Consider the following 21,811-nt stretch of genomic DNA (forward strand, 5'->3'; position numbering starts at 1 on the left):
GTCGGGCGGTGGTCGGTCGGGCCGGGCGGCTCAGCCGATCGCGACGGCGAGCACCGGCGTCCCGGCCGCGACCCGCGTCCCGGGCTCGACCAGCGCACGCACGTGCGCCGGGTCCGCCTGCATCGCCACGACGGGGCTCACGAGGCTCAGGCCCGCGGCGCGGGCGACAGCGAGGTCCCAGGTGACGAGCGCCTGGCCGGCGCGCACGACGTCGCCGTCGGCCGCGTGCACGGTGAAGCCCTCGCCCGTCAGGCCCACGGTGTCGATGCCGAGGTGCAGGAGCACCCCGAGCCCGCCGGTGGCCTCGAGGGCCGCGGCGTGCGGGTGCATCTTGGCGATCGTGCCGTCGCACGGCGAGAGGACCTCGAGGAGGTGCGCGTCGCCGTCGGGCACGAGCGCGAGACCCGGCCCCATCATCGCCGAGGCGAACACCTCGTCCGGGACGTCCCCCAGCGCGAGGACCGCGCCGTCGAACGGCGCCAGCAGCAGGAGCTCAGCCACGCTCGTCCGCGACGCGCCGCATCGCGGTGTCGACGACGGAGGTCAGCGAGTCGAACCGGCTCACCTGGGCGAGGTCCTCCATGAGGATGGCGTTGCCGGCCGAGTCGGCCAGCGGGATCTGCCAGTTGGGGTACTCGGTGTTGGTGCCGGGCTGGTTCTGCGCCCGCCGCTCCCCCACCGCGTCCACCAGCGCGACGCCGAACAGCACCGAGTCCGACGCGATCAGGTACAGGTGCAGGGCCTCGACGATCTCGCGCTCGGTCGGGTGCTCCCCGATGAGCCCGCGGTCGCGCAGCATCCCGAGCATGACGGCGCGCTCGCGCTCGGCGCCCGCCCGCACCTGCTCCACCGGCTCCGTGAGCAGTCCCAGGCGCGCGCGCAGGTCGACGTGCTCGCCGGCGAGGTAGCCGGCGGTCGGCGGCAGGTCGTGGGTGTTGACCGTGGCCAGCAGGAGCCGGCGGTAGTGCTCGGGCGCGGTCGGGCGGTCGCCGTCGTACTCGAACCACAGCACGGACGTGCCGAGCACACCGCGCGAGGAGAGGTAGTCGCGCACCCACGGCTCGACGTTGCCGAGGTCCTCACCGATCACGACGGCGCCGGCCCGGTGCGCCTCGAGCGCCAGGACGCCGATCATCGCCTCGTGGTCGTAGCGCACGTACGTGCCGGCGGCGGCGCCGAGACCGGCCGGGATCCACCAGAGCCGGAAGAAGCCGATGATGTGGTCGATCCGCAGGGCGCCGGCGTTGCGGAGCAGGCCGCGGATCATGTCGCGCAGCGGCGCGTAGCCCGAGCGGGCGAGCGCGTCGGGCCGCCACGGCGGCTGCGACCAGTCCTGGCCCTGCTGGTTGTACATGTCCGGCGGGGCGCCGACGGAGATCCCGGGCGCGAACATCCGGCGCATCGACCAGGAGTCGGCGCCGGAGGGGTGCACGCCCACCGCGAGGTCGTGCATGATCCCGATCTTCATGCCGGCGGCGAGGCCGGCCGCCTGGGCGGCCGCCAGCTGCTCGTCGGCCACCCACTGCAGCCAGGAGTAGAAGTCCACCCGGTCGGCGAGGTCGCGGCGCAGCTGGGCGACGAGGTCGCTGGTCGCGTCGTCGGCCGCCTCGGGGCGCATCGTCCCCTCGTAGTGCTCCTCGATCGCGCACCAGAGCGCGAAGTCGGCCAGGCTGCGGCCCTCGCGGGCGACGAACCCCTCGTAGGAGCGCTGGCGCCCGGCCGAGCGCGGGGCGCGGAAGAGCACCTCGAGGGCGGCCTTCTTCGCGGCCCACGCGGCGTCGCGGTCGAGCCGGTCGGGGTCGGTGTTGGAGTCGCTGACGCTGTCGTGGCTCCACTCGACCAGGGCGCGCTGGCTGCTGGGCAGGTAGGCGGCCTCGCGCACGTCCTCGGGACGGATGTAGAGCGGCGAGACGAAGCGCCGCGTCGCCGGCAGGTACGGCGAGGGCTCGATGCGCCCCACGACCTCGGCGGCGTGGATCGGGTTGATCAGGAGGAAGTCCGCGCCGCGGTCGCCCGCGATGTCGGCGAGGTCACCGAGGTCGGCGAAGTCACCGATGCCCCAGGACGCCTTCGATCGGACGGAGTACATCTGGGCCATGAGGCCCCAGGCGCGGTCGCCGTACCCGGGCCGCAGCGGGGTGACGTCGAGACGCTCGGGGGTGACGGCGAGCACGCAGACGGCGTCGCGGTCGACGCCCCGTCCGCTGTGGCCGCCGGAGCCGGCGGCGCGCTGGGTGGCGCGGAGCTCGTGCCAGCCGAGGGGGACGTCGTCGGGCAGGTGCACGGTGAGGCGCCAGGTGGTGACGCCGTCGACGGCCCGGCTCTCGGGCTCCTGGTCGGGAACCACCAGCTCGCGCGTCGTCCCGTCCTCGAGGTGGAGCACGACGGCGACGTCGTGGCCGTCAGCGACGTGCAGGTTCACCGGGGCCTCGGCGCCGAGGCGGATCACGAGCGACGGCGGCACGAGCGCGCGCCAGGGCGCCAGCTCCGCCTCGGCGAGCGAGGCGTCGACCTGGTCGGGGGTGAACGTGGCGACCCCCATCGCGCCGAGCACGGCGCGGAGCGTCGCGGCGGGGACGTGCACGAGGTCGCCGAAGAAGGAGTAGTACTCGGTGGCGATGCCGTACGAGGCGGCGAGGGCGACCAGGGCCTCGGACGGGACGTCCGGGCTCTGCGAGTCGTCGCTGGTCATGGGTGTCCCTTTCTCACGAGCTCCGTCGATCCTGCCAGACCGTGCGCGTCCCGGGCTCCCAGACTCCGCAGGCGCGCCGCACGTAACCTGGGCGCGTGGACCCTACCGACGTGAGCTCGACGATCGACTACCTCTCCGGGGCACCCCTGCGGGCCGGCATCATCATCGCGATCGGCGCGGTGACGGTGGTGGTCGCACGGTGGGTGCTGGGCCGGATCGTGCGTCGGCTGAGCCGGGCACCGCTGCCGACCGTCGACACGTCCGGCAGGTTCACCGTCACGCTCGGGTCAGTCCCCGACGACCACGCGCGCGTCCGTCGGCTCAAGACTCTGCACCAGCTGCTCGCCTCGGTCATCACCGTCGTGGTGGCCGTCGTGGTCGTCTCGATGGTCCTGTCGGAGTTCGGCGTCGACATCGCTCCGCTCATCGCTTCGGCCGGCGTGGTCGGCGTCGCCCTCGCGTTCGGTGCCCAGTCGCTGGTCTCGGACCTCCTGGCGGGCCTGTTCATGCTGGTCGAGAACCAGTACAACGTCGGCGACCGGGTCGAGCTCGGGGCGCTCGGCAGCACCCTCGCGAACGGGACGATCGAGGAGGTCGGGCTGCGCGTGACCACCCTGCGCGACGACGACGGCCGGCTCTGGTACGTCCGCAACGGCCAGATCCTGCGGGTCGCGAACGAGTCGCAGGGCTGGTCGCTCGCCGTCGTCGACGTGGCCCTCGCCCCCGAGACCGAGATCAGCGAGGCGCGGGACCTCGTCCAGGACCTCGTGACGTCGGTGCTGGCCGAGCCGTCCCTCGCCGACGCGGTGCTGCCCGACCGTCCGCCGACCGTCCGCGTGAGCGACATCTCCGCGACGTCGGCCGTGCTCCAGGTGCGCGCGCACGCCCAGCCCGGACAGAACCAGCGGGTGGCGTCGGTGCTGCGCCGTCGCCTCTACGCGGAGTTCACCAGCCGGGGGATCAAGCTCGCCTGAGGGTCCGGCGCCACGTGCGCGGGCGCAGGTTCGACCGCGCGACCGCGCCCTTGTGGTCGCCCCCTCCGCGCGACCGCGCCCTCGTGGGCGCCCCCTCCACGCCAGCGCGCCCTCGTGGTCGCGAGTCAGCGCGATCCGCGACCACAAGGACGCGGCACCACGACCCCAACGACCACAAGGGCACGGTCAGGACACACGTGCGCGACCGCGCCCTTGGGGTCGCCCCTCCGCACGACCGCGCCCTCGTGGTCGCGAATCCGCGCGATCCGCGACCACAAGGGCGCGGCACCAGGACCCCGACGACCACAAGGGCGCGGCCGGGCCCGAGGGGCGCGACGCAGCAACGCCGAAGGGGCGACGACGCCGGTCTGGCGTCGTCGCCCCTTCGGCGACTGCGGGTGCTGCGGGTGGATCAGCGAAGCGCGTCGAGCCGCGCAGCGAGGTCGTCGGCCTCCGGGCCGACGACGACCTGCACGACGTTGCCCGATCGCACGACGCCGAAGGCACCGTGCGACTTGAGCGCCGCGTCGTCGACGAGCGCCGGGTCGGCGACCTCGACGCGGAGCCGCGTGATGCAGGGCTCCACCTCGAGAATGTTCGCCGAACCGCCGAGATCCGCCAGGAACTCCAGCTCCTTGGACATCCATGCCTCCTGGTAGTGGGTCGAGAGCCACGGCTTCGCGACTCCGCGCCCACCGTGACCTGGGCCACTGTACCGACGCCGAGCCACCCGGCGCACGAACGCCCGAGGCGCGGAGCACCCCGCGAGGTGCGAACTACCATCGACGGGTGACCGTGACGCCCGGACCCGCCTTCCCCAAGCCTGCCGCGACCTTCTACGACGAGGTGGGTGGGCACGAGACCTTCGCCCTGCTGACGCAACGGTTCTACGACGGCGTCCGCGAGGACGACCTCCTCGCGCCGATGTACCCGGAGGCGGACCTCGAGGGCGCGCAGTGGCGGCTCGAGGCGTTCCTCGAGCAGTACTGGGGTGGTCCGACCACCTACTCCGCGCAGCGCGGGCACCCGCGGCTGCGGATGCGCCACGCCCCCTTCGAGGTGACGCCCGCCGCACGCGACCGCTGGCTCGCCCACATGCGCGCGGCGCTGCTGTCGCTCGACCTCCCGCCCCTCCACGAGGCGACCCTGTGGGACTACCTCGAGCGCGCCGCGCACGCGATGGTCAACGCCTCGGGGGACCCGGGGCCCGACGGCGACGATCGCCCGTCCCCGCTCGCTCCCCCGCGCGGCGGGAGCCTCCTGTGAGCGCGCACCCCGAGCTCGACGGCGTCCCCGCCGGCCACGAGGTCTTCGCCTCAATCCTCGACATCTTCGACCTGACGGAGGTCGGGCCGCTGACGTACTCGGGCGGCTCCCTCCCGCACTTCAACCGTCGGATCTACGGCGGTCAGGTCTTCGGCCAGGCGATCGTCGCGGCCGGTCGGACCGTGCCGGCCGACCGCTTCGCGCACTCGGTGCACGGCTACTTCCTGCGGCCGGGCAACCTCGACGCCGCACTGACGTTCGCCGTCGAGGAGCTGCACGACGGCGGATCCTTCTCCGCCCGACGCACCCACGCGCTGCAGGACGGCGTGCCGATCCTCTCGCTCATCGCCTCCTTCCAGGAGGTGCAGGAGGGCTTCGAGCACGCCACCCCGATGCCGCCGGACGTGCCGGGCCCCGAGGGGCTGCCGAGCTCGGACGCGATCTTCCGCTCCTCCGCCGAGGTGGCCCGGCAGTACCTCGCGCCGAAGACGGCCTTCGACGTGCGCCACGTCGAGCCGCAGCTCTACCTCGGCCCGGACCCCGAGCCCGGGACGCGTCAGGCGATGTGGATCCGCGCGCACGGCGAGATGCCGGCGGCGGCGGACCGCAACCTGCGCGCCGCGCTGCTGGTCTACGCGTGCGACCAGGCGATGCTCGAGCCGGTCCTGCGCGAGCACGAGCTCGCGTGGACGACGCCGGGTCTCCTGATGGCGAGCATCGACCACGCCACGTGGTGGCACCGCGACGTCGACGTCACGCAGTGGCTGCTGTTCGTGCAGGACTCCCCCGCGGCGCAGGGCGGCCGTGGGCTGGGGACCGCGCGCGTGTACGACCGGGCGGGTCACCTCGTGGCGAGCATCGCCCAGGAGGGCATGGTCCGCCGTCGTCGTCCGAAGGGTGAGGCGCCGCCGGCCTGAGCCCTACAGTGGCGCCGTGCTCGAACTCCTCACCGGTCTCGGCCTGGCCTCGGCGTCAGGGCTGAACGCCTACGTCCCGCTGCTGGCGCTCGGCCTGCTCGGACGGTTCACGGACGTCGTCACGCTGCCGGCCGGATGGGCCTGGCTCGAGAACCCGTGGCTGCTGATCGTGCTCGGCGTGCTGTGCGTGGTCGACGTCGTCGCGGACAAGATCCCCGCGGTCGACTCGGTCAACGACGTCGTGCAGACCCTCGTGCGGCCGGCCTCCGGCGGGATCGTGTTCGCCTCGGGCGTCGGCACGGAGACGGTGGCCGTGAGCGATCCCGGCGCGATGTTCGCCGACGGCCGCTGGATCCCGGTGGTGATCGGCGTCGTCGTCGCCCTCGTGGTGCACCTGACCAAGGCGGGCGTGCGCCCGGTGGCGAACGTCGCGACCGCCGGCGTCTCGGCCCCGGTGCTCTCGACGGTCGAGGACGCCACCAGCCTCTCGCTCGTCGCCGCCGCGATCCTGCTGCCGGTGCTCGTGCTCGTGCTGCTCGGGGGCGTGGTGGGGGCGGGCGTCGTGCTGCTGCGCCGACGGCGTCGCTCGCGGGCCGTCGCGCGCCCCCGATCCGCCCCTCGCTGACCCGGGCCGCGGGCGTCCCCGCCGGGCACCCGGCGAGAGGATCCGAGACATCTGAGGTGCGCGGGCGCATGCTGGAGGGATGACCACCACACGCGTCGCCGCCGTCACGGGAGTCACGGGCTACGTCGGGGGCCGCCTCGTCCCCGAGCTCCTGCGCGCCGGCTTCTCCGTCCGCGGGATCGCCCGCAACCCCGGTCGCCTGCGCGACCGCCCCTGGCGCTCCGAGATCGACGTCGCCGAGGCCGACCTCACGGATGCGGAGGCGACCCGCGCCGCGCTCGACGGCGTCGACGTCGTCTACTACCTCGTGCACTCCCTCTCGGCCGACTCGACGTTCGCGGCCCGGGACCGGCGCACCGCGCTGACGTTCGCCCAGGCAGCGCGCGAGGCGGGCGTGAAGCGCATCGTCTACCTCGGCGGGATGCACCCCGAGGCCGAGCCGGGCGAGCTGTCGCTGCACCTGGAGTCACGCCGCGAGATCGGCGACATCCTGCTCGCCTCCGGCGTTCCGACGGCGGCGCTCCAGGCCGCGGTCATCCTCGGCTCCGGCTCCGCCTCGTTCGAGATGATGCGCTACATCACGGAGCGTCTGCCGGCGATGATCGCGCCCCGCTGGGTCGAGAACCGCATCCAGCCGATCGCCGTGCGGGACGTGCTGCGCTACCTCGTCGGCGCCGCCGACATCCCGCCGGACGTCTCACGCACGTTCGACATCGGTGGCCCCGAGGTCCTCACCTACCGGCAGATGATGCACCGGTACGCGAAGATCGCCGGTCTCCCGCGGCGCACGATCATCCCGGTCCCCGTCCTGACCCCGTGGCTGTCGAGCCACTGGGTCGGCATCGTGACACCGGTCCCCTCTTCGATCGCCAAGCCGCTGGTCGGCTCGCTGGTGCACGAGGTGGTCGCACGCGAGCACGACATCAAGGCCTACGTCCCCGACCCGCCCGAGGGCCTGACCGGCTTCGACCGCGCCGTCGAGCTCGCGCTGGCGAAGATCGAGGGCGACGCCGTCGAGACCCGCTGGTCCGACGCCTGGCGCGCGGACCCGGGTCAGAGCCAGGCCGGCGACCCCGCGTGGGCGGGCGGCTCGGAGCTCGAGGACGTTCGCACGCTCGACGTCGAGGCCTCCCCCGACACCGTGTTCGACGTCCTGCAGGCCATCGGCGGCGAGTCCGGCTGGTACTCGTGGCCGCTCGCGTGGCGCGTCCGCGGGATCCTCGACCGCCTCGTCGGCGGACCCGGTCTGCGCCGCGGACGCCGGTCGTCGAGCCGGTTGTCCCTGAACGACGTCGTGGACGTCTGGCGCGTCGAGGACGTGACGCCCGGCGAGATGCTGCGGCTGCGCGCCGAGATGAAGCTGCCCGGCCGCGCCTGGCTCGAGTTCCGGCTCGAGCCGCACGGGGACGGCACCCGCATCACGCAGCGCGCGCTGTTCCAGCCCAAGGGACTGGCGGGGCAGGCCTACTGGTTCTCGCTCGTGCCGTTCCACCCGCTGATCTTCAGCCAGATGATCGAGGGGATCGGCGAGGCCGCGAAGGTCGCGCAGCGGTCCGGGACCGACGACGGCGACGGCGTGGGTCCCGCCGACGCCGAGAAGGCGGTCGACGAGGTCGTCAAGGGCGGCTGACCGGCCACCTCTGGCGCGGCCGGCGTCAGAGGCTGAACGCGCGCCGGTAGCCCGAGGTGAGGTCCGTGATCGTCAGGCGGACCACGCCGTCGGCGTCGAGCGTGTAGCTCTCCTCGATCTCGTGGTCGGCGTCGTGGCGCTCGACGGCGACGCCGGCCAGGTCGCCCAGCCCCCGCCCGCCACGGCGTCGCCCGCCTCGCCCTGCAGGGCGGGGTCGAACGGGAACAGCAGCTCCGCGAACGGGACGATCGCGCCGGCGGGGCGGCCGTCGTCGTCGAGCGCCGTGTACTCCACGAACCGGTACCAGCCGATGTTGTGGGCGGCGCGGTAGCGGCGCACCACGGTGCTGCTGCCGGACTGCGGGAGCCGGGCCGTGCGCGGCAGGATCTCGTCGAAGCCGAGGGCTGCCCCGCCGTCGCGCTCCCGGAAGACCCCGAACCCGCGGGACAGCGTGTCGTGCAACGTGAAGCCGGAGTCGGGGTCGGCGGCGATGGCGAGCCCGATGGCCGTCGCCGCGGCCGGGTAGGGCGAGCGGTAGACGCGGCGCCCGAAGCGCTCGCGCAGCAGTCGGGGCACGAGCGGCAGGCTCGAGCCGCCGCCGACGAGGTAGATCCCCGCGACCGACGCGAGCGCGGTACCGGCGGCGTCGGAGGACCCGTCCACCCCGCCGTCGAGCCGGCCCACCAGCGGTTCCATCGCGGCGATCGACGCCTCGACCACCGGTGTCGCCGCCGCGTAGAACTCGTCCACGGGCACGATCACGGCCCTCTCGCCGACGTCGAGCACGATCCGGCGGGTCTGCGGGGTCAGGCGTTCCTTGGCCTCGCGGCTGTCCTCGAGCAGCTGGCGCCACTGCGCGCGACCGATCGCGACGCCGTCGTCGCCCGCGAGCCGCACGGCCGTCTCCGCGAGGATCTGGTCGATGTCGTCGCCGCCGAGCCGGTTCACACCGACCGAGTCGAGCACCTCGTGGTGCACGCCCTCGGCCCGCACGAGCGAGGCGTCGAACGTGCCGCCACCGAGGTCGTAGACGAGCACCTCCGTGCGCTTCGAGGACAGCGTGCGCGGCTGGCGGTGGGTGTACTCGAACCCGGCCGCGGAGGGCTCGTTGACGAGCGAGAGCACGTGGAATCCGGCGCGGCGGAAGGCCTCGATGGTGAGGAAGCGCTGGGCGGTGTGGGCGTGCGCGGGCACGGAGACGACGGCCTCGAGCACCTCGTCGCGCGCGCCCTCCTCCCCAGGGAGTCCAGGATCGCCAGCCGGAGGTCGGCGAGGAACCCGGTCACGAGGTCGAGCGCCGTCACGCTCCGGCCGCCGATGTCGATCGGGGTCAGGTGCGTGGTCGCGGGCTCGCCGAGGACGCGCTTGAACGAGCGGAGCACGCCGGCTCCGGACTCCGCCGCCTCGAGGGCGCGGTAGCCGAACACGATCTCGTCCTCCAGCAGGGCGGCGATCGTCGGCACGTACTCGTGCTGGTCGCCCACCTGGTCGGCGATCGTGACGACCGGGTAGTTGCCGCGATCGACCCTGGCGACGACCGTCCGCGTGGTTCCGAAGTCGATCCCGAGGCGCATGGGTCGAACAGTAGCCGTCGGTGCGGGCCCGGGTCGGGGCGTCCCACGGCCGGGCGCGGCGGCGACCCGGGAGGACCGCCGTCAGCGGCGGTGGCGGAACGCGACCGGGGTGTCGAGGTAGGGCATCAGTGCCTCGCGGTGCTCGGGCAGCAGGCGGGTGGGGGCGCCGGTCGCCGTCGTCACCATCACGAGCGTGGTGGCCGCGACGGCGTAGGGCGGGCTGGTCAGCGGCGGTCCCGTCCGCGCCGTACCCGGCTCCGGGTCGTGGATCGAGTAGCAGACCTCGATGCTCGACCCGCCCATCCGGCCGATCCAGAGCTGGACCAGCAGGCCGGAGCGCAGGTGCGGCATCGGCCGGGCGTACTCCATCTCCTGGCGGGCGACCAGCGTCTGCACGGGGGCCCCGTGGCCCATCGCGAGGATGGCCGTCGGCCACGGGTCGGGGCGCTCGGGGTTGGCCCAGAACGCCTCGATGCGCGCCTCCTCCAGGAGCGTGAACGCCTGCGCGTTGTTCACGTGCCCGTAGGCGTCCAGGTCGGACCAGCGCACGGCGACCGGGATGCGGAGGCGGGTCGTGGCCGGGGGCGTGGCCGGGGTCACGGGCGTCTCCGCGGGCATCTCAGCGGCGGGATCGGTCGTCACGCGGGTCTCCTCGGGGTCAGCCGCGCACGCGGGCTGCCGCGTCGCGGATCGTGCGCAGCGCGGTCAGCTCGGCCTGGACGTGTCCGACCAGGCGCTCCTGCGCCACGGTGTCGATGCTGCGGCGCAGGCGTGCGCGGGCCCGCCGGGCGCGCCGTCGCGCACCGACCGAGGCCGCCCAGCGGCCCAGCGTCGCGGTGAGGATGCCGAGGGCGGCCCCGCCGATCGCCAGCACCGTCGGCCACGGCAGCTCCAGGCTTCCCAGACCGAGGACCGGCGTGAGCAGCGCGGGCAGCTGCAGGTAGGTCATCACGGCGAGGACGGCGAGCCAGAGCAGACCCGCGCCGAGTGCGGCGACGAGCAGCCACTGCAGCGTGCCGACGGCGCGCCACCAGCGGGCCGGCTGGACCGCGCCGACGGAGGTGCGGGTGACGGCGAGGTCGAGCGCGTCGGGAAGCTCCTGCGCGCGGTCGACCACCTCGGCGTGCACCCGGTCGCCCCAGACCGGCGGCAGCTGCGTGCTCGCGCTGTCGACGTAGGCGCGTGCGGCGCTCGAGACGGCCGACCGCAGCGCCGGGGAGGCGGCCGGCAGGGACGAGCGCGTGAGGTCGTCGGCGACGGCGGTGCCGGATCCGGCCTCGGCCGCCACGTCCGTCCGACGGCGCGAGGGCAGCGACGGCCGCAGCCCCAGGCTGCGGAGCGGGTCGCGGCGCAGCCCCTGCAGCCACCGCGTCGGCGGCCAGCCGGTGTGGGCGACCGCGTCGCGGACGGCGGACCCCTGGACCGCCCTGACCACCAGCGGCACCCCGGCGGCGGCCTCGAGGGAGGCGGTCAGCGCGGCGTGCGCGCGCTCGGTCTCCCGCGTGGCGTCCGGGCGCTGCGGGAGGGCCGCGAGGACGGCGTCGCTCGCGCTCGTGAGCTCGGCCGACAGTCGCACGGTCATCGCCGTGCGGCGCTGGACGGCCTGCGAGATCAGCTCCCGCAGCTCCTCCAGCCCGGCTCCCGTGGTGGCGGACGTCGCGACGACGGTGGCGTCCACGCCGTCCTGGCGCACCAGCCGCGCGAGGTCGGCCAGGCAGGCGGCCGCGTCGGCGGGGCTGAGCCGGTCGACCTGGTTCAGCACGACGACGACGCCGCGGCGGCCCGCGAGCGGCGCGAGGTAGTCGGTGTGGAGCACGCCGTCCGCATACTTCTGCGGGTTGGTGACCCACACGAGCAGGTCGGCGCGCTGGGTGACGTGGTCGGCCCGCACGCGGTGCTCGGCGACGACGGAGTCGTGGTCGGGCAGGTCCAGCAGCACGAGGCCGTCGGGGTGCGCGGCGTCGACGGCGTGGTCCTGGCGCTGAGGCACCCCGAGCCAGTCCAGCAGGCCGGTCGAGCCGGCCCGGAGCTCGGGCGACTCGGACACCACGCCGAGGGCGACCGACGTCGTGGGGCGCTGTCGGCTCGTGCGCGCCACCTCGGCGCCGACGAGCGCGTTGAAGATCGAGGACTTCCCGGCACCGGTCGCCCCGGCCAGCGCGACCACGGTGTGTTCGGCCGAGAGCGCGGCCCGCTCGCCGACCCGGTCCAGGACCCCGGTGACGGAGCCGAGGATCTCGGCCGGCAGGCGGTCGCGTCCGACGTCGACGATCTCGCGGAGGGAGGCGGTCCGGGTGGCGAGGTCGAGTGCGCGGGCCCTCACGCGTCCCCTCCCCTGCCGAACATCCGACGCCAGAAGCCGGCGCGCGGCGCCTCCTCGGTCTCGCTCGCCGCACCGGGGTCCGGCGCGGTCGAGGTCGGACGGGACTGGTAGGGCGAGAGCATCTCGGAACCCGATCCGTCGTCGTCGAGATCGGTTCGGCCGGCCAGGTCGGCCCCGCGCAGCCGCGGCGCGAGGAGGCCACCGCCGGCGGCGTGCTCGCGGTGGGCGAGCGACCGCTCGACCCGCTCGGCGTGGGCGGCGGTCGTGACGGCGGCCGCGGCCGCGCGCAGGGCGGGCCCGTCGTCGGCGGCGATCCCGAGCGCGGCCACTCGGGTGAGTGCGATGGCGGCGTCGGCGTCGAGCACCGAACCCAGGCGCTCCTCGAGCCGCTCGGAGGCGAGCACGGTGAGACGGCGGACGGCGTCGTCGCCGAACGCGGCCTCGAGCACCTTCTGGGCCAGCACCGCGGTCCCGCCGGCGATGCCGACCTCGGCCCCGGTGAGGCCGCCCGTGCCGGCGAAGACGAGGACCATGACGGCGACACCGAGGCCGTTGACCCCGAACGAGAGGGCACGGGCGAGCCCGCGCCTGTCCTCGCCCTGCTCGCGCACGACGGCGAGGACGTCCTCCTGCCAGCCGCGGATCTGCTGCGCGATGACGGCGCGCAGGTCGGCCGTGGTGACGCCGGTGACCCCGGCGGCGGACGACGACGTGGCCGCGCCGGAGGCGAGCAGGCCGGCGCCGGCGGGGTCGGCGCGCCACAGGGCACGGGTCTTCTCGCGAGCGGTCTCGACGGCGTCGAGCGTGACGGCCTCGAGGCCGTGGGCGATCGCGACCTCGACCGTGTCGGGGCTGACGCGGCCGCCGCGGAAGAAGGCGCCGACGGCGTCGCGCACCCGCCCCACGCCGCGCTCGATCGAGCGCATCACGTCGCTGGCGCCGACGAAGTCCTGCCAGCGGGCGAGCACCTCGCCGCGCAGCATGACGCCGTCGGACGTCGCGGCGCGCACCTGCGTGCGGGCCTGCGCGTAGTTCGTGGTAACGGCGTCGGCGAGCCGTTCGGCGGCGGCCGCCTGGGCCTCGACGGCGTCGGCCAGGGCGTCGAGGTTGCTCGCGACGTCCTCGATCACGCCGTCCCGGGTGGCGAGAGCCACCTCGTCACGGGCCCCGGCGTCGCCACCGAGGTCGGAGAGCCAGCCGGCGACGTCGGCGACGGCCCGCTCGGGCAGCATCCCCTGGGCGTCGAGCGGCGCCTCGGGCACGACGAACAGCGGCACGCCGGCCAGACCGTTGCCCGCCATCAGACGAGCGAGGTCGACGGCGACCTCGTCGCTGCCGTGGTCGACCCGATCCAGCACGAGCGCGATCTGGGCCCGCCGCGCGGCGGCCGCCCGGAGCTGCTCCCACGGGACGGCGTCGGCGTACCGGGCGGCCGTGGTGACGAAGAGCCACAGGTCGGCGGCGGCGAGCAGCTGGGCCGCGAGGTCGCGGTTGGCGGTCTCGAGCGAGTCGATGTCGGGGGCGTCCAGCAGAGCCATCCCGGGCGGCATCCCGGGATACGGTGCGAGGCGCAGCGCCCGGACCGTCGTCGCGTCCTCCACCTCCGGGGCGGCGGCCCGCGGCGCGGCGTCGTCGCGCACCGTGCGCACGCGGGGCAGCGTGGGGAAGACGCGATCGCCGGCGAACCACGGCTCGTCGGAGGGGTGGTGGACGAGCACCGGGGACCGGGTGGTGGGCCGGAGCACGCCGGGGCGCGTCAGCGGAGCGCCGAGCAGCGAGTTCACGAGGGTCGACTTCCCGGCCCCGGTCGAGCCGCCCACGACGACCAGCAGCGGGGCGCCGTCCGAGCGCAGCCGCGGCAGCAGGTAGTCGTCCAGCTGGTCCAGCAGTTCGCGACGGCGACGACGCGCGTCCTCGACTCCGGTCCCCTCCAGCGGGAGGGAGGTGGCGGCGAGACGGCCGCGGGCGACGTCGAGACTGCTGGTGAGGGACGCCCGGGCGGAGGCCGCGACGTCTCCGGGCTCCACGGGGTCGGTCATGGGAGCCATCCTGCCTGGCGAGAGGCCCAGGGGCCCGGTGGCGCGCCCACCGGGAGGCCGAGCCCGGGACGACGAGAGGCGGGGAGGTGCCCGAGGGCACCTCCCCGCCTCCGCCTCGACGTCAGTCGCGCGTGAGCCTGCGGTAGGTCACGCGGTGCGGGCGAGCCGCGTCGGGGCCGAGGCGCTCGATCTTGTTCTCCTCGTACGAGGCGAAGTTGCCCTCGAACCAGTGCCAGTTCGACGGGTTCTCCTCGGTGCCCTCGTAGGCCAGGATGTGCGTCGCCACGCGGTCGAGGAACCACCGGTCGTGCGAGACCACGACGGCGCAGCCCGGGAACTCCAGGAGCGCGTTCTCGAGGCTGCCGAGGGTCTCGACGTCCAGGTCGTTGGTGGGCTCGTCCAGGAGCAGGAGGTTGCCGCCCTGCTTGAGCGTGAGCGCGAGGTTGAGGCGGTTGCGCTCACCACCGGAGAGCACGCCGGCCGGCTTCTGCTGGTCGGGGCCCTTGAACCCGAACTGGGAGACGTAGGCCCGCGAGGGGATCTCGACGTTCCCGACCTGGATGAAGTCGAGCCCGTCGGACACGACCTCCCAGAGGGTCTTCTTCGGATCCAGTCCGCCGCGGCTCTGGTCGACGTAGGAGATCTTGACCGTCTCACCGATCTTCAGGTCTCCGGCGTCCAGCGGCTCCAGGCCGACGATCGTCTTGAACAGCGTGGTCTTACCCACACCGTTCGGTCCGATGACGCCGACGATGCCGTTGCGCGGCAGCGTGAAGGAGAGCCCGTCGATGAGCACGCGCTCGTCGAAGCCCTTCCTGAGGTTGTTCGCGTCGATGACGACCGAACCGAGCCGCGGCCCCGGGGGGATCACGATCTCGTCGAAGTCGAGCTTGCGGGTGCGGTCCGCCTCGGCAGCCATCTCCTCGTAGCGCGCCAGGCGCGCCTTGGACTTGACCTGGCGGCCCTTGGCGTTGGAGCGGACCCACTCGAGCTCGCTGGACAGACGCTTGGCGAGCTTGGCGTCCTTCTTGCCCTGGATCTCCAGGCGCGCGGACTTCTTCTCCAGGTACGTGGAGTAGTTGCCCTCGTAGGGGTACAGGCGACCGCGGTCGACCTCGGCGATCCACTCCGCGACGTTGTCGAGGAAGTACCGGTCGTGGGTCACGGCGAGCACGGCGCCGGCGTAGCGGGCCAGGTGCTGCTCGAGCCACTCCACGCTCTCGGCGTCCAGGTGGTTGGTGGGCTCGTCCAGCAGGAGCAGGTCGGGCGCCTCCAGCAGCAGCTTGCACAGCGCGACGCGGCGGCGCTCACCGCCGGACAGGACGGTGACGTCGGCGTCCGGCGGCGGGCAGCGGAGCGCGTCCATCGCCTGCTCGAGGCGGGCGTCGACGTCCCAGCCGTCGGCGGCGTCGATCTCCTCCTGGAGCGTGCCCATCTCCGCCATGAGGGCGTCGAAGTCGGCGTCCGGGTTGGAGAACTCCTCGCTGATGGCGTCGTAGCGCGCCTTCTTCGCGAGCAGGTCGCCCACGGCCTCCTGGACGTTGCCCAGGACCGTCTTGGACTCGTTCAGCGGCGGCTCCTGGAGCAGGATGCCGACGGTGTAGCCGGGGCTCAGGCGAGCCTCGCCGTTCGACGCCGTCTCCAGCCCCGCCATGATCTTCAGGATCGTGGACTTTCCGGCACCGTTCGGGCCGACCACGCCGATCTTGGCGCCGGGCAGGAACGACATCGTGACGTCATCGAGGATGACCTTGTCACCGTGCGCCTTGCGAGCGCGCACCATCGAGTAGATGTACTCGGCCACAGTTCTCCTCAGTGTTCTCGCGGATGGGGATTCTGGTGTCCAGCCTACGGGGTGCCTCCTGCCGCCGGGGCGGGCCGTGGCGGCGGGCAGGGCCGACGGCTCAGCGCAGGGCGGCGAGGTGCTCGGCGGCGTGCCGGTGCCCGACGGTTTCGAACCCGACGACGACCACCCAGGGTGCAGCCGCGACCAGGAGGATGTCGAGCGCGAACGGCGTCCCGGTCCCCGTGAGCACGACGGCGAGCACGAGGATCCCCATCGCGATCGCGAGCAGGAGGACGTGGAAGGCGTCCAGCCGTCGCGTCATGATCGAGTAGATGGCGAAGTAGGCGACGAGGAAGATCGCCACCGGGACGGCCACGGCCCGCACGGCCTCACCGAAGCCCACGTGGGCCTCGCCCTCGATGACGTAGGCGGCGACGTGCAGTCCCGCCCCGACGGCGGCGATCGCGGCGAACACCACGATGTGCAGGTAGCCGAACGCGAAGGCGGAGCTCTTCCGCGCGTGCAGGAGGTCGGCGAACGGTGCCGCGAAGTACGACCACCACATCCCGAACGTCAGCACGACGCCGGCGGTGACCAGCACGATCGCGTCGTCGCTCCAGCCCTGCTCGGTGATGATCGGCTGCACCGCGGCGATCGTGCCGAGCACGCCCTCGCCGAGGGAGATGATCACGAGCAGGCCGTACCGCTCGGCGACGTGGTGCGGGTGCCACGGTGTGCCACCGCGGCGCTCGGCCAGGACGGGGCCGCCGAGCTCGACCAGGTACAGGACGCCCGCGATCGCCAGCGTCGGCAGCAGGTCGAGGTGCAGCACGGCGAGGATCACCCAGCCGACCTGGGCGACGGCGATCCCCCGCACGTACAGCAGCGCGGTGCCGCGATGCTCGGGCGACTGCGCGGCCAGTCGCAGCCACTGCGTCAGCATCGCCACGCGCATGACGACGTAGCCGGCGACCATCACCCTGTTGTCGATGCTGTGGCCCTCGTCGAGGGAGTGGAAGACGTCGCCCAGCCCGAGCGCCAGCACCACGACGCCGACCATCTGCACCATCGTGGTGAGGCGGAAGAACCAGTCGTCGGTGTCGAAGGCCGAGGCGAACCAGGTGAAGTTCACCCACGCCCAGGTGATGGCGAACAGACCGAAGCTGAAGCCCCCGATCGCCGCTCCCACGTGCCCCTCCGCGAGGAGATGGGCCATCTGGTTGCCGGCGATCCCGAACGCGGCCACGAAGGCGAGGTCGAAGAGCAGCTCGAGCGGCGTCGCGACCCGCCCGCTCTCGTGCGGGTCGCGGCCCGTCATGCGCCGCAGACGGTGGTTCAGGCTGGTGGCGGTCGGCGCGGCGCCGGCGGCGGTGGTGCTGTCGTTCACGGGGTCCCCTTGCTGTTGTGCGCGGAGAAGGATGGCACACCGCCACCGCCGTCGGTACCCGTCGCCCCGGCCGGACGACGGGGACCCCCGCCCGGCCGATCAGAACGGCGGCTCCTCCCCCGCCGTGACGAGGTGGCTGACGTTCGTCGCGACGCCCTGACCTGCGGCCTCGTCCACCTGGTCCGTCACCGGGCCCGGGTCCGTGCCGTAGTCCTGCGGCGCAGGGCCGGCCGCCGTGTGAGCACTCTCACCGGCCTGCGAGGGCTGGTCGCCGCGCGACCACACGAACGTGCCGGGGCCCTGGAGGTCGAGGGCCACGCTGCGCGCCTCGATCGCCAGGCCGCTGCGGGGCACGCCGTCGGCCCCGATCCACTCGTCCTGCGAGAGCGAACCGACGACGGTGAGCGGCATGCCCTTGCGGACCGTCGCCGCGACGTGCTCGGCGAGCCGCTTGAAGACCGTGACCGTCACCCACATCGTCGGGAGGTCCTCCCAGGCGCCGTCGGCGTTCCGCCTGCTGGGGGTGCTGGCGAGCCGGAAGCTCGTCCAGGCGTTCTGCTTCGCTGACATCCGAAGCTCGGGGACCGAACCGGCCAGGCCCCGCATCGTGATCGTCGTACCGGACATGCTGTGCTCCTCGGGTCGTGGTTGCTGGGAACCCGAGGATGCACCTGACCTCCGACGCACCGAGAGGCGCACCTGGGTCGGTGGTGAGGGCGGCGCACCGGCGCCGGCTGGGGACAGTCAGGCGCGAGCGGAGGCCGGGCTGAACCGTCCCGACGACGCCGTGGTGCGCGCGGAGCCGAGTCGCGCGAGCTCGTCCCTCGCCGCGGCGACCGCGGTGGTGACCGTCTGCTCGAGAGCGCCGTGGGCGGCCGCGAGGTAGGCGTCGTGCGCCTCGGTGCCCTCGCGCTCGAGCGTGGCGCGCCGCAGCCGTCGGAGCAGGCCGGGCGCCGGGGCGAGAGGCACGGGGATCTGCCGCAGCGCCGACGTCGCGGTGTCGGACAGGACCGCGGCCGCCGGCAGGGCGTCCTCCACGGCCGCGCGCCACGGCGTCGACAGCCCGGTGGTCAGCCGCCCGATCCACTCGCCGCGGATCGCCTCGACACGGGTGAGCGCGGGCTCGCGGATCGTCGTCACGGAGACGCCGGCGCCGCGTCGAGCGGCGGCGAGCGAGTCCGCCACCGCCTCCACCCCGAGGATGTCGCCGAGCCGGCGTGCGGCCTCCGCGACGTCGAGCGCGGGCAGCGGCGTGGTCCCGAGCTCGTCCGACAGCCGGGTCGCGACGGCGTCCAGCTGGGCACGCACCGCCGAGCGGTTGCGCGACGACCGCGCCCCGGTCCGCTGCAGCGCCTCGCGCAGGTCCTCCACGCCCGCCCCCGTGCGGGCCGAGGTCGTGAGGATCTCGACGTCGCCGAGCCCCTCCGAGACGAGCAGCCGGGCGACGTCGAGCCGCAGCTTCCCGAGCCCGTCGCTCGTGAGCGTGTCGGTCTGGTTGAGGACGACGAGCATCGCGTCCTGGCGCCCGGCGAGCCCGCGGAGGTACTCCCCGTGCAGCCGGTGGTCGGCGTACTTCTGCGGGTCGAGCACCCACACCAGCAGGTCCACCAGCGGCACGAGCCGGTCCACCTGCATGCGGTGGCCCTCGGCGACCGAGTCGTGGTCGGGGACGTCGAGCAGCACGATGCCGTCCAGCGTGCCCGGGACCGGCCCGGTGAGGGCGGCCTCGCCGCGGAACCGCCGGTCGGCGGGGACCTCGAGGTGGTCGAGCAGCGCCGTCGCGTCCGAGCCCCACACGCACGCGGTCGGGAACGCGGTGGTGGGTCGGCGGGCCCCGACGTCGGCGACGTCGAGACCCGTGGTCGCGTTGAAGAGGGAGGACTTCCCCGAGCCAGTGCCGCCCACGAGGGCGACGACGGTGTGGGCGACGCCCAGGTCGATCCGTGCGCCCACGGTGTCGAGCGAACGCCGCGCGTCGGCGACGACGGGGGCGGGGAGCCGGTTCGCCGTCGCCGCCACGAGCGCCGCGAGCTCATCCCGGCGCGCCTGCTCGGGTTCGGGGGCGATCGGGTCGGGCGCCGGCGGTGCGTGCTCGATGGCCGCGGGGGTGTCGGTCATGTCTCAGGCCTCTCCTGCCAGCACGCGCAGCTCCCCGACCCGCAGCCGCAGTGCCGTGGCGGCCTCGGGCTCGAGCCTGCCGCGCAACGAGTCGGTGAAGGCGGCGGCCTCCGCGGAGACCACGCCGGTGGCGCGGGCGACGAGCGCCTCGCGGGCCGCGGCGACGACCTTCTCGGCCTCGGGCTCGCCCCACGCACGGCGGGCGGCCGTACCTGCGCCGTCGATCCCGGCCGCCGCGAGCAGGAGGAGCGTCCGTCGGCCCTCGTCGTCGAGGCCGGGGTCGGTCACCGACGGCTGCGCCGATGCGGACGTCGACGTCGGGACGAGCGCCCCGGCGTCGGCCAGCCACCCGCCCCACGCCTCGCGGAGGCGGTCGGCCCGCTCGGTCGCCGTGGCGGCGGGGGCCCGGGTCGCGGCGAGGGAGGTGCCGGCGCCCGACTCCTGCCACGCCCGACGCACGGCGCCCTCGGCCGTGGCGGCGGTGCGCCCCACGACGTCGGTGAAGGAGCGCGCGACCTCGCGGCGGAGCACGTCCAGCGCGGTGGCGCGCTCGACACCACCCTTCGCCGCTCGCCGTCGGGCGAGGAAGCCGCGCACCTCGTGGGCGAGGGGTTCGAGCGGACCGCGCGCACCGGCCAGCGCGAGCCAGCGAGTGGTCGGGCCGCCGTCGGCCAGCGCACCGTCGGTCAGCTGGCCGGCGAGGCCGTCGAGGACGGGGGCGACGGCGGTGGTGGCCGCGTGCTGCAGCTCCTCCGCCGCGGTCGCCTGGGCCTGGACCGCCTCGAGCAGCTCGCGGACCTCGGCCTGCAGCGGCCGCCACACACCCCGCACGGTGCGCGCGGCGACACCCTGGGCGGCGGCACGCGTGGCCAGCAGCGAGAGCCACTGCGCCACCTCACGCACGTGCCCGACGGGCAGCGGACCGTCCACGGGGCCGGCGTCGGGGACGACGAAGAGCGGGACCGACCCGAACCCGGAGGCCACGAGTCGCTGCAGGAGGTCGCGACGGACCTCGTCGAGCACGTCGGAGGCCACCCGGTCTAGCACGACGCCGATGCTCACGCCGCGCTGCCGGACGACGTCGAGGATCCCCCACGGGAGGGCGTCGCCGTAGCGGGTGGCGGTCGTGACGAACAGCCACATGTCAGCGGTCTCGACCAGCTCGACCGCCAGGCGCCGGTTGTCCTCGTCGACCGAGTCGAGGTCGGGGGCGTCCAGCAGCGCGATGCCGGCGGGGATGCCGTCGGCGGTGACGACGTCGGCGCGGGCGGCGACAGGATGGTCCGCGATCTTCTCGGCGTCAGCGGGGTTGACCACGAGCACGGGGCGCCGGGTGGTGGGGCGCAGCACGCCCGCGGGACTGACCTCGGTCCCGGCGAGGGTGTTGACGAGCGTGGACTTGCCCGCACCCGTCGGACCACCGACGACGAGGATCGTCGGCGTCGCCGCCTCGCGCAGCCGCGGGAGCAGGTGCGTGGTGATCTGGGCCAGGACGCGCTCACGGAGCTCGCGGGCCCGCGGCGCATCCGGGAGGTCGAGCGGGAAGGAGACCTGCTCGAGGTGATCGACGAGGTCGGTGGCGACGTCGAGAGCGGGGCCCGGCGTGCGGGCCGGACGCGGCTCGGCCTCGCCCTGGCCGGACGTCGTCGTGGTGGTCACGCCCTCAGAGTGCCGCAGGCGAGGGAAAGCGCCAAGGACGCGCGCCGTGGGGCGGCCGAGATCGCATCGCTCGAGGCGACGTCGCATCGCGGCGCAGCCGCTTTGCGACGTCGCATCGCAGCGCAGCCGTTTGCCAGCGGTGCAGACGTGTGATCGCCTGGGTGAGTCAAGGCCGACGATCTCAGGAGAATTCATGAGCGATCACGACCGACCGAGCTCGAGCCCCACCGCCGACACCAGCAGCACCCGAGCGAGCCGAGATCGCCGTGACGCCGGGGTCGTCCTCCTGGCCGGCCTGGGCATCATCGCCGCGGCCGTGGCCCTGACCTTCATTCCCGGCGGCCATTTCGGTTCCGTGTGGACCTACCACTATCCCCAGTTCGACCGGGGGGCGTACGGCGCCTTCAGCGGCAGGGCGTTCCGGGCGAATCAAACGCCGCTGGCCATCGCTGCGGCGACCGCGATCGTCGGAGTCACGCTCGTGCTCATCTCCACCCGGTTGCGTGGTCCCCGGGGGCGCACCGCCGACTCCGAGTAGGCCGCCCGCGGCTCACGAACCGGCGACCGCCTCGATCGCGATCAGCGCGCCCGCGACCGCGAACCCGACGACCAGGGCCGGTCGGGCGGCGCGTGTCACGTCACCCGCCTCGCGATCCACGTCCGGGAGGCCACCGAGACGGGACTGGACCAGTGCGCCGTAGCTCTGCCCTGCCGCGCCCACGCCGACCAGCAGACCGGAGAGCGGGAAACCCTCGGAGAAGGTCGACACGTAGCGGAAGACGCCGAAGGCGAGCACCGCGCCCGCAGGGGCGACTCCTGCG

General features: G+C 74.2%; 19 protein-coding genes. 6 read left to right on the forward strand and 13 right to left on the reverse strand.

Annotated features, from left to right (window positions below; translation table 11 throughout):
* Window positions 1-30: 30 nt before the first annotated feature.
* Together C8046_RS05180 and malQ are read right to left on the reverse strand one after the other, a co-directional pair.
* The gene (locus tag C8046_RS05180; RefSeq protein ID WP_109228534.1) at window positions 31-501 is read right to left on the reverse strand and encodes a PTS sugar transporter subunit IIA; all 471 of its coding nucleotides are present in this window, start codon (window positions 499-501) and stop codon (window positions 31-33) included.
* Entirely contained in the window at window positions 494-2,692 is a 2,199-nt protein-coding gene (malQ, locus tag C8046_RS05185) for a 4-alpha-glucanotransferase (RefSeq protein ID WP_109228535.1), read from the reverse strand. Before malQ ends, C8046_RS05180 begins: the two co-directional genes overlap by 8 nt.
* A gap of 110 nt (window positions 2,693-2,802) precedes the next feature.
* Between malQ and C8046_RS05190 the strand changes: the two genes are divergently transcribed.
* The gene (locus tag C8046_RS05190) at window positions 2,803-3,666 is read left to right on the forward strand and encodes a mechanosensitive ion channel family protein (protein WP_109228536.1); all 864 of its coding nucleotides are present in this window, start codon (window positions 2,803-2,805) and stop codon (window positions 3,664-3,666) included.
* A gap of 412 nt (window positions 3,667-4,078) precedes the next feature.
* On the opposite strand, the gene C8046_RS05195 is transcribed toward C8046_RS05190, so the two are convergent.
* A complete protein-coding gene (locus tag C8046_RS05195; protein ID WP_109228537.1) occupies window positions 4,079-4,309 on the reverse strand; it encodes a glucose PTS transporter subunit EIIB in 231 nt (76 codons plus the stop codon).
* 146 nt (window positions 4,310-4,455) lie between these two features.
* On the opposite strand from C8046_RS05195, the gene C8046_RS05200 reads away from it, so the two are divergent.
* The 4 genes from C8046_RS05200 (at window position 4,456) to C8046_RS05215 (ending at window position 8,104) form a co-directional block, all read left to right on the forward strand.
* Window positions 4,456-4,932, forward strand: coding sequence for a globin (locus C8046_RS05200; RefSeq protein WP_328587580.1), 477 nt, complete (start codon window positions 4,456-4,458; stop codon window positions 4,930-4,932).
* The gene (locus tag C8046_RS05205; RefSeq protein WP_199224395.1) at window positions 4,929-5,849 is read left to right on the forward strand and encodes an acyl-CoA thioesterase; all 921 of its coding nucleotides are present in this window, start codon (window positions 4,929-4,931) and stop codon (window positions 5,847-5,849) included. Before C8046_RS05200 ends, C8046_RS05205 begins: the two co-directional genes overlap by 4 nt.
* Window positions 5,850-5,865: 16 nt before the next feature.
* Complete coding sequence (locus tag C8046_RS05210) at window positions 5,866-6,474, forward strand: DUF4126 domain-containing protein (protein ID WP_109230757.1); 609 nt, start codon at window positions 5,866-5,868, stop codon at window positions 6,472-6,474.
* A 79-nt stretch (window positions 6,475-6,553) separates the two neighbouring features.
* On the forward strand, window positions 6,554-8,104 hold the full coding sequence (locus C8046_RS05215; protein ID WP_109228539.1) for an SDR family oxidoreductase: 1,551 nt from the start codon (window positions 6,554-6,556) through the stop codon (window positions 8,102-8,104).
* A gap of 72 nt (window positions 8,105-8,176) precedes the next feature.
* Here the strand turns inward: C8046_RS05215 and C8046_RS05220 are convergent, their stop codons facing one another.
* From C8046_RS05220 to C8046_RS05260, 9 genes are all read right to left on the reverse strand, one after another.
* Window positions 8,177-9,319 (reverse strand): Hsp70 family protein, encoded by a 1,143-nt coding sequence (locus tag C8046_RS05220; RefSeq protein ID WP_199224396.1) that lies wholly within the window; start codon window positions 9,317-9,319, stop codon window positions 8,177-8,179.
* A 440-nt stretch (window positions 9,320-9,759) separates the two neighbouring features.
* On the reverse strand, window positions 9,760-10,320 hold the full coding sequence (locus C8046_RS05225) for an acyl-CoA thioesterase (protein WP_235866124.1): 561 nt from the start codon (window positions 10,318-10,320) through the stop codon (window positions 9,760-9,762).
* Window positions 10,321-10,336: 16 nt separating this feature from the next.
* Window positions 10,337-12,001 (reverse strand): GTPase, encoded by a 1,665-nt coding sequence (locus C8046_RS05230; RefSeq protein ID WP_109228540.1) that lies wholly within the window; start codon window positions 11,999-12,001, stop codon window positions 10,337-10,339.
* Window positions 11,998-14,040, reverse strand: a complete 2,043-nt coding sequence (locus C8046_RS05235) for a dynamin family protein (RefSeq protein ID WP_235866126.1) — start codon at window positions 14,038-14,040, stop codon at window positions 11,998-12,000. Before C8046_RS05235 ends, C8046_RS05230 begins: the two co-directional genes overlap by 4 nt.
* A gap of 121 nt (window positions 14,041-14,161) precedes the next feature.
* The gene (gene ettA, locus C8046_RS05240) at window positions 14,162-15,844 is read right to left on the reverse strand and encodes an energy-dependent translational throttle protein EttA (RefSeq protein ID WP_109228542.1); all 1,683 of its coding nucleotides are present in this window, start codon (window positions 15,842-15,844) and stop codon (window positions 14,162-14,164) included.
* A 100-nt stretch (window positions 15,845-15,944) separates the two neighbouring features.
* A complete protein-coding gene (locus tag C8046_RS05245; RefSeq protein ID WP_235866128.1) occupies window positions 15,945-17,213 on the reverse strand; it encodes a low temperature requirement protein A in 1,269 nt (422 codons plus the stop codon).
* 99 nt (window positions 17,214-17,312) lie between these two features.
* Complete coding sequence (locus tag C8046_RS05250) at window positions 17,313-17,840, reverse strand: single-stranded DNA-binding protein (protein ID WP_109228543.1); 528 nt, start codon at window positions 17,838-17,840, stop codon at window positions 17,313-17,315.
* 117 nt (window positions 17,841-17,957) lie between these two features.
* The gene (locus C8046_RS05255) at window positions 17,958-19,331 is read right to left on the reverse strand and encodes a GTPase (protein ID WP_109228544.1); all 1,374 of its coding nucleotides are present in this window, start codon (window positions 19,329-19,331) and stop codon (window positions 17,958-17,960) included.
* Window positions 19,332-19,334: 3 nt separating this feature from the next.
* Window positions 19,335-20,990 (reverse strand): ABC transporter, encoded by a 1,656-nt coding sequence (locus tag C8046_RS05260; protein ID WP_158277132.1) that lies wholly within the window; start codon window positions 20,988-20,990, stop codon window positions 19,335-19,337.
* A gap of 193 nt (window positions 20,991-21,183) precedes the next feature.
* On the opposite strand from C8046_RS05260, the gene C8046_RS05265 reads away from it, so the two are divergent.
* Window positions 21,184-21,528, forward strand: a complete 345-nt coding sequence (locus C8046_RS05265) for a hypothetical protein (protein WP_109228546.1) — start codon at window positions 21,184-21,186, stop codon at window positions 21,526-21,528.
* Between the two features lie 12 nt (window positions 21,529-21,540).
* On the opposite strand, the gene C8046_RS05270 is transcribed toward C8046_RS05265, so the two are convergent.
* Window positions 21,541-21,786: a hypothetical protein gene (locus C8046_RS05270; RefSeq protein ID WP_109228547.1), complete on the reverse strand. Its 246-nt coding sequence runs from the start codon at window positions 21,784-21,786 to the stop codon at window positions 21,541-21,543.
* Window positions 21,787-21,811 lie beyond the last annotated feature (25 nt).

The sequence above is a fragment of the Serinibacter arcticus genome (assembly GCF_003121705.1).
In the GTDB taxonomy this organism is placed as follows: domain Bacteria; phylum Actinomycetota; class Actinomycetes; order Actinomycetales; family Beutenbergiaceae; genus Litorihabitans.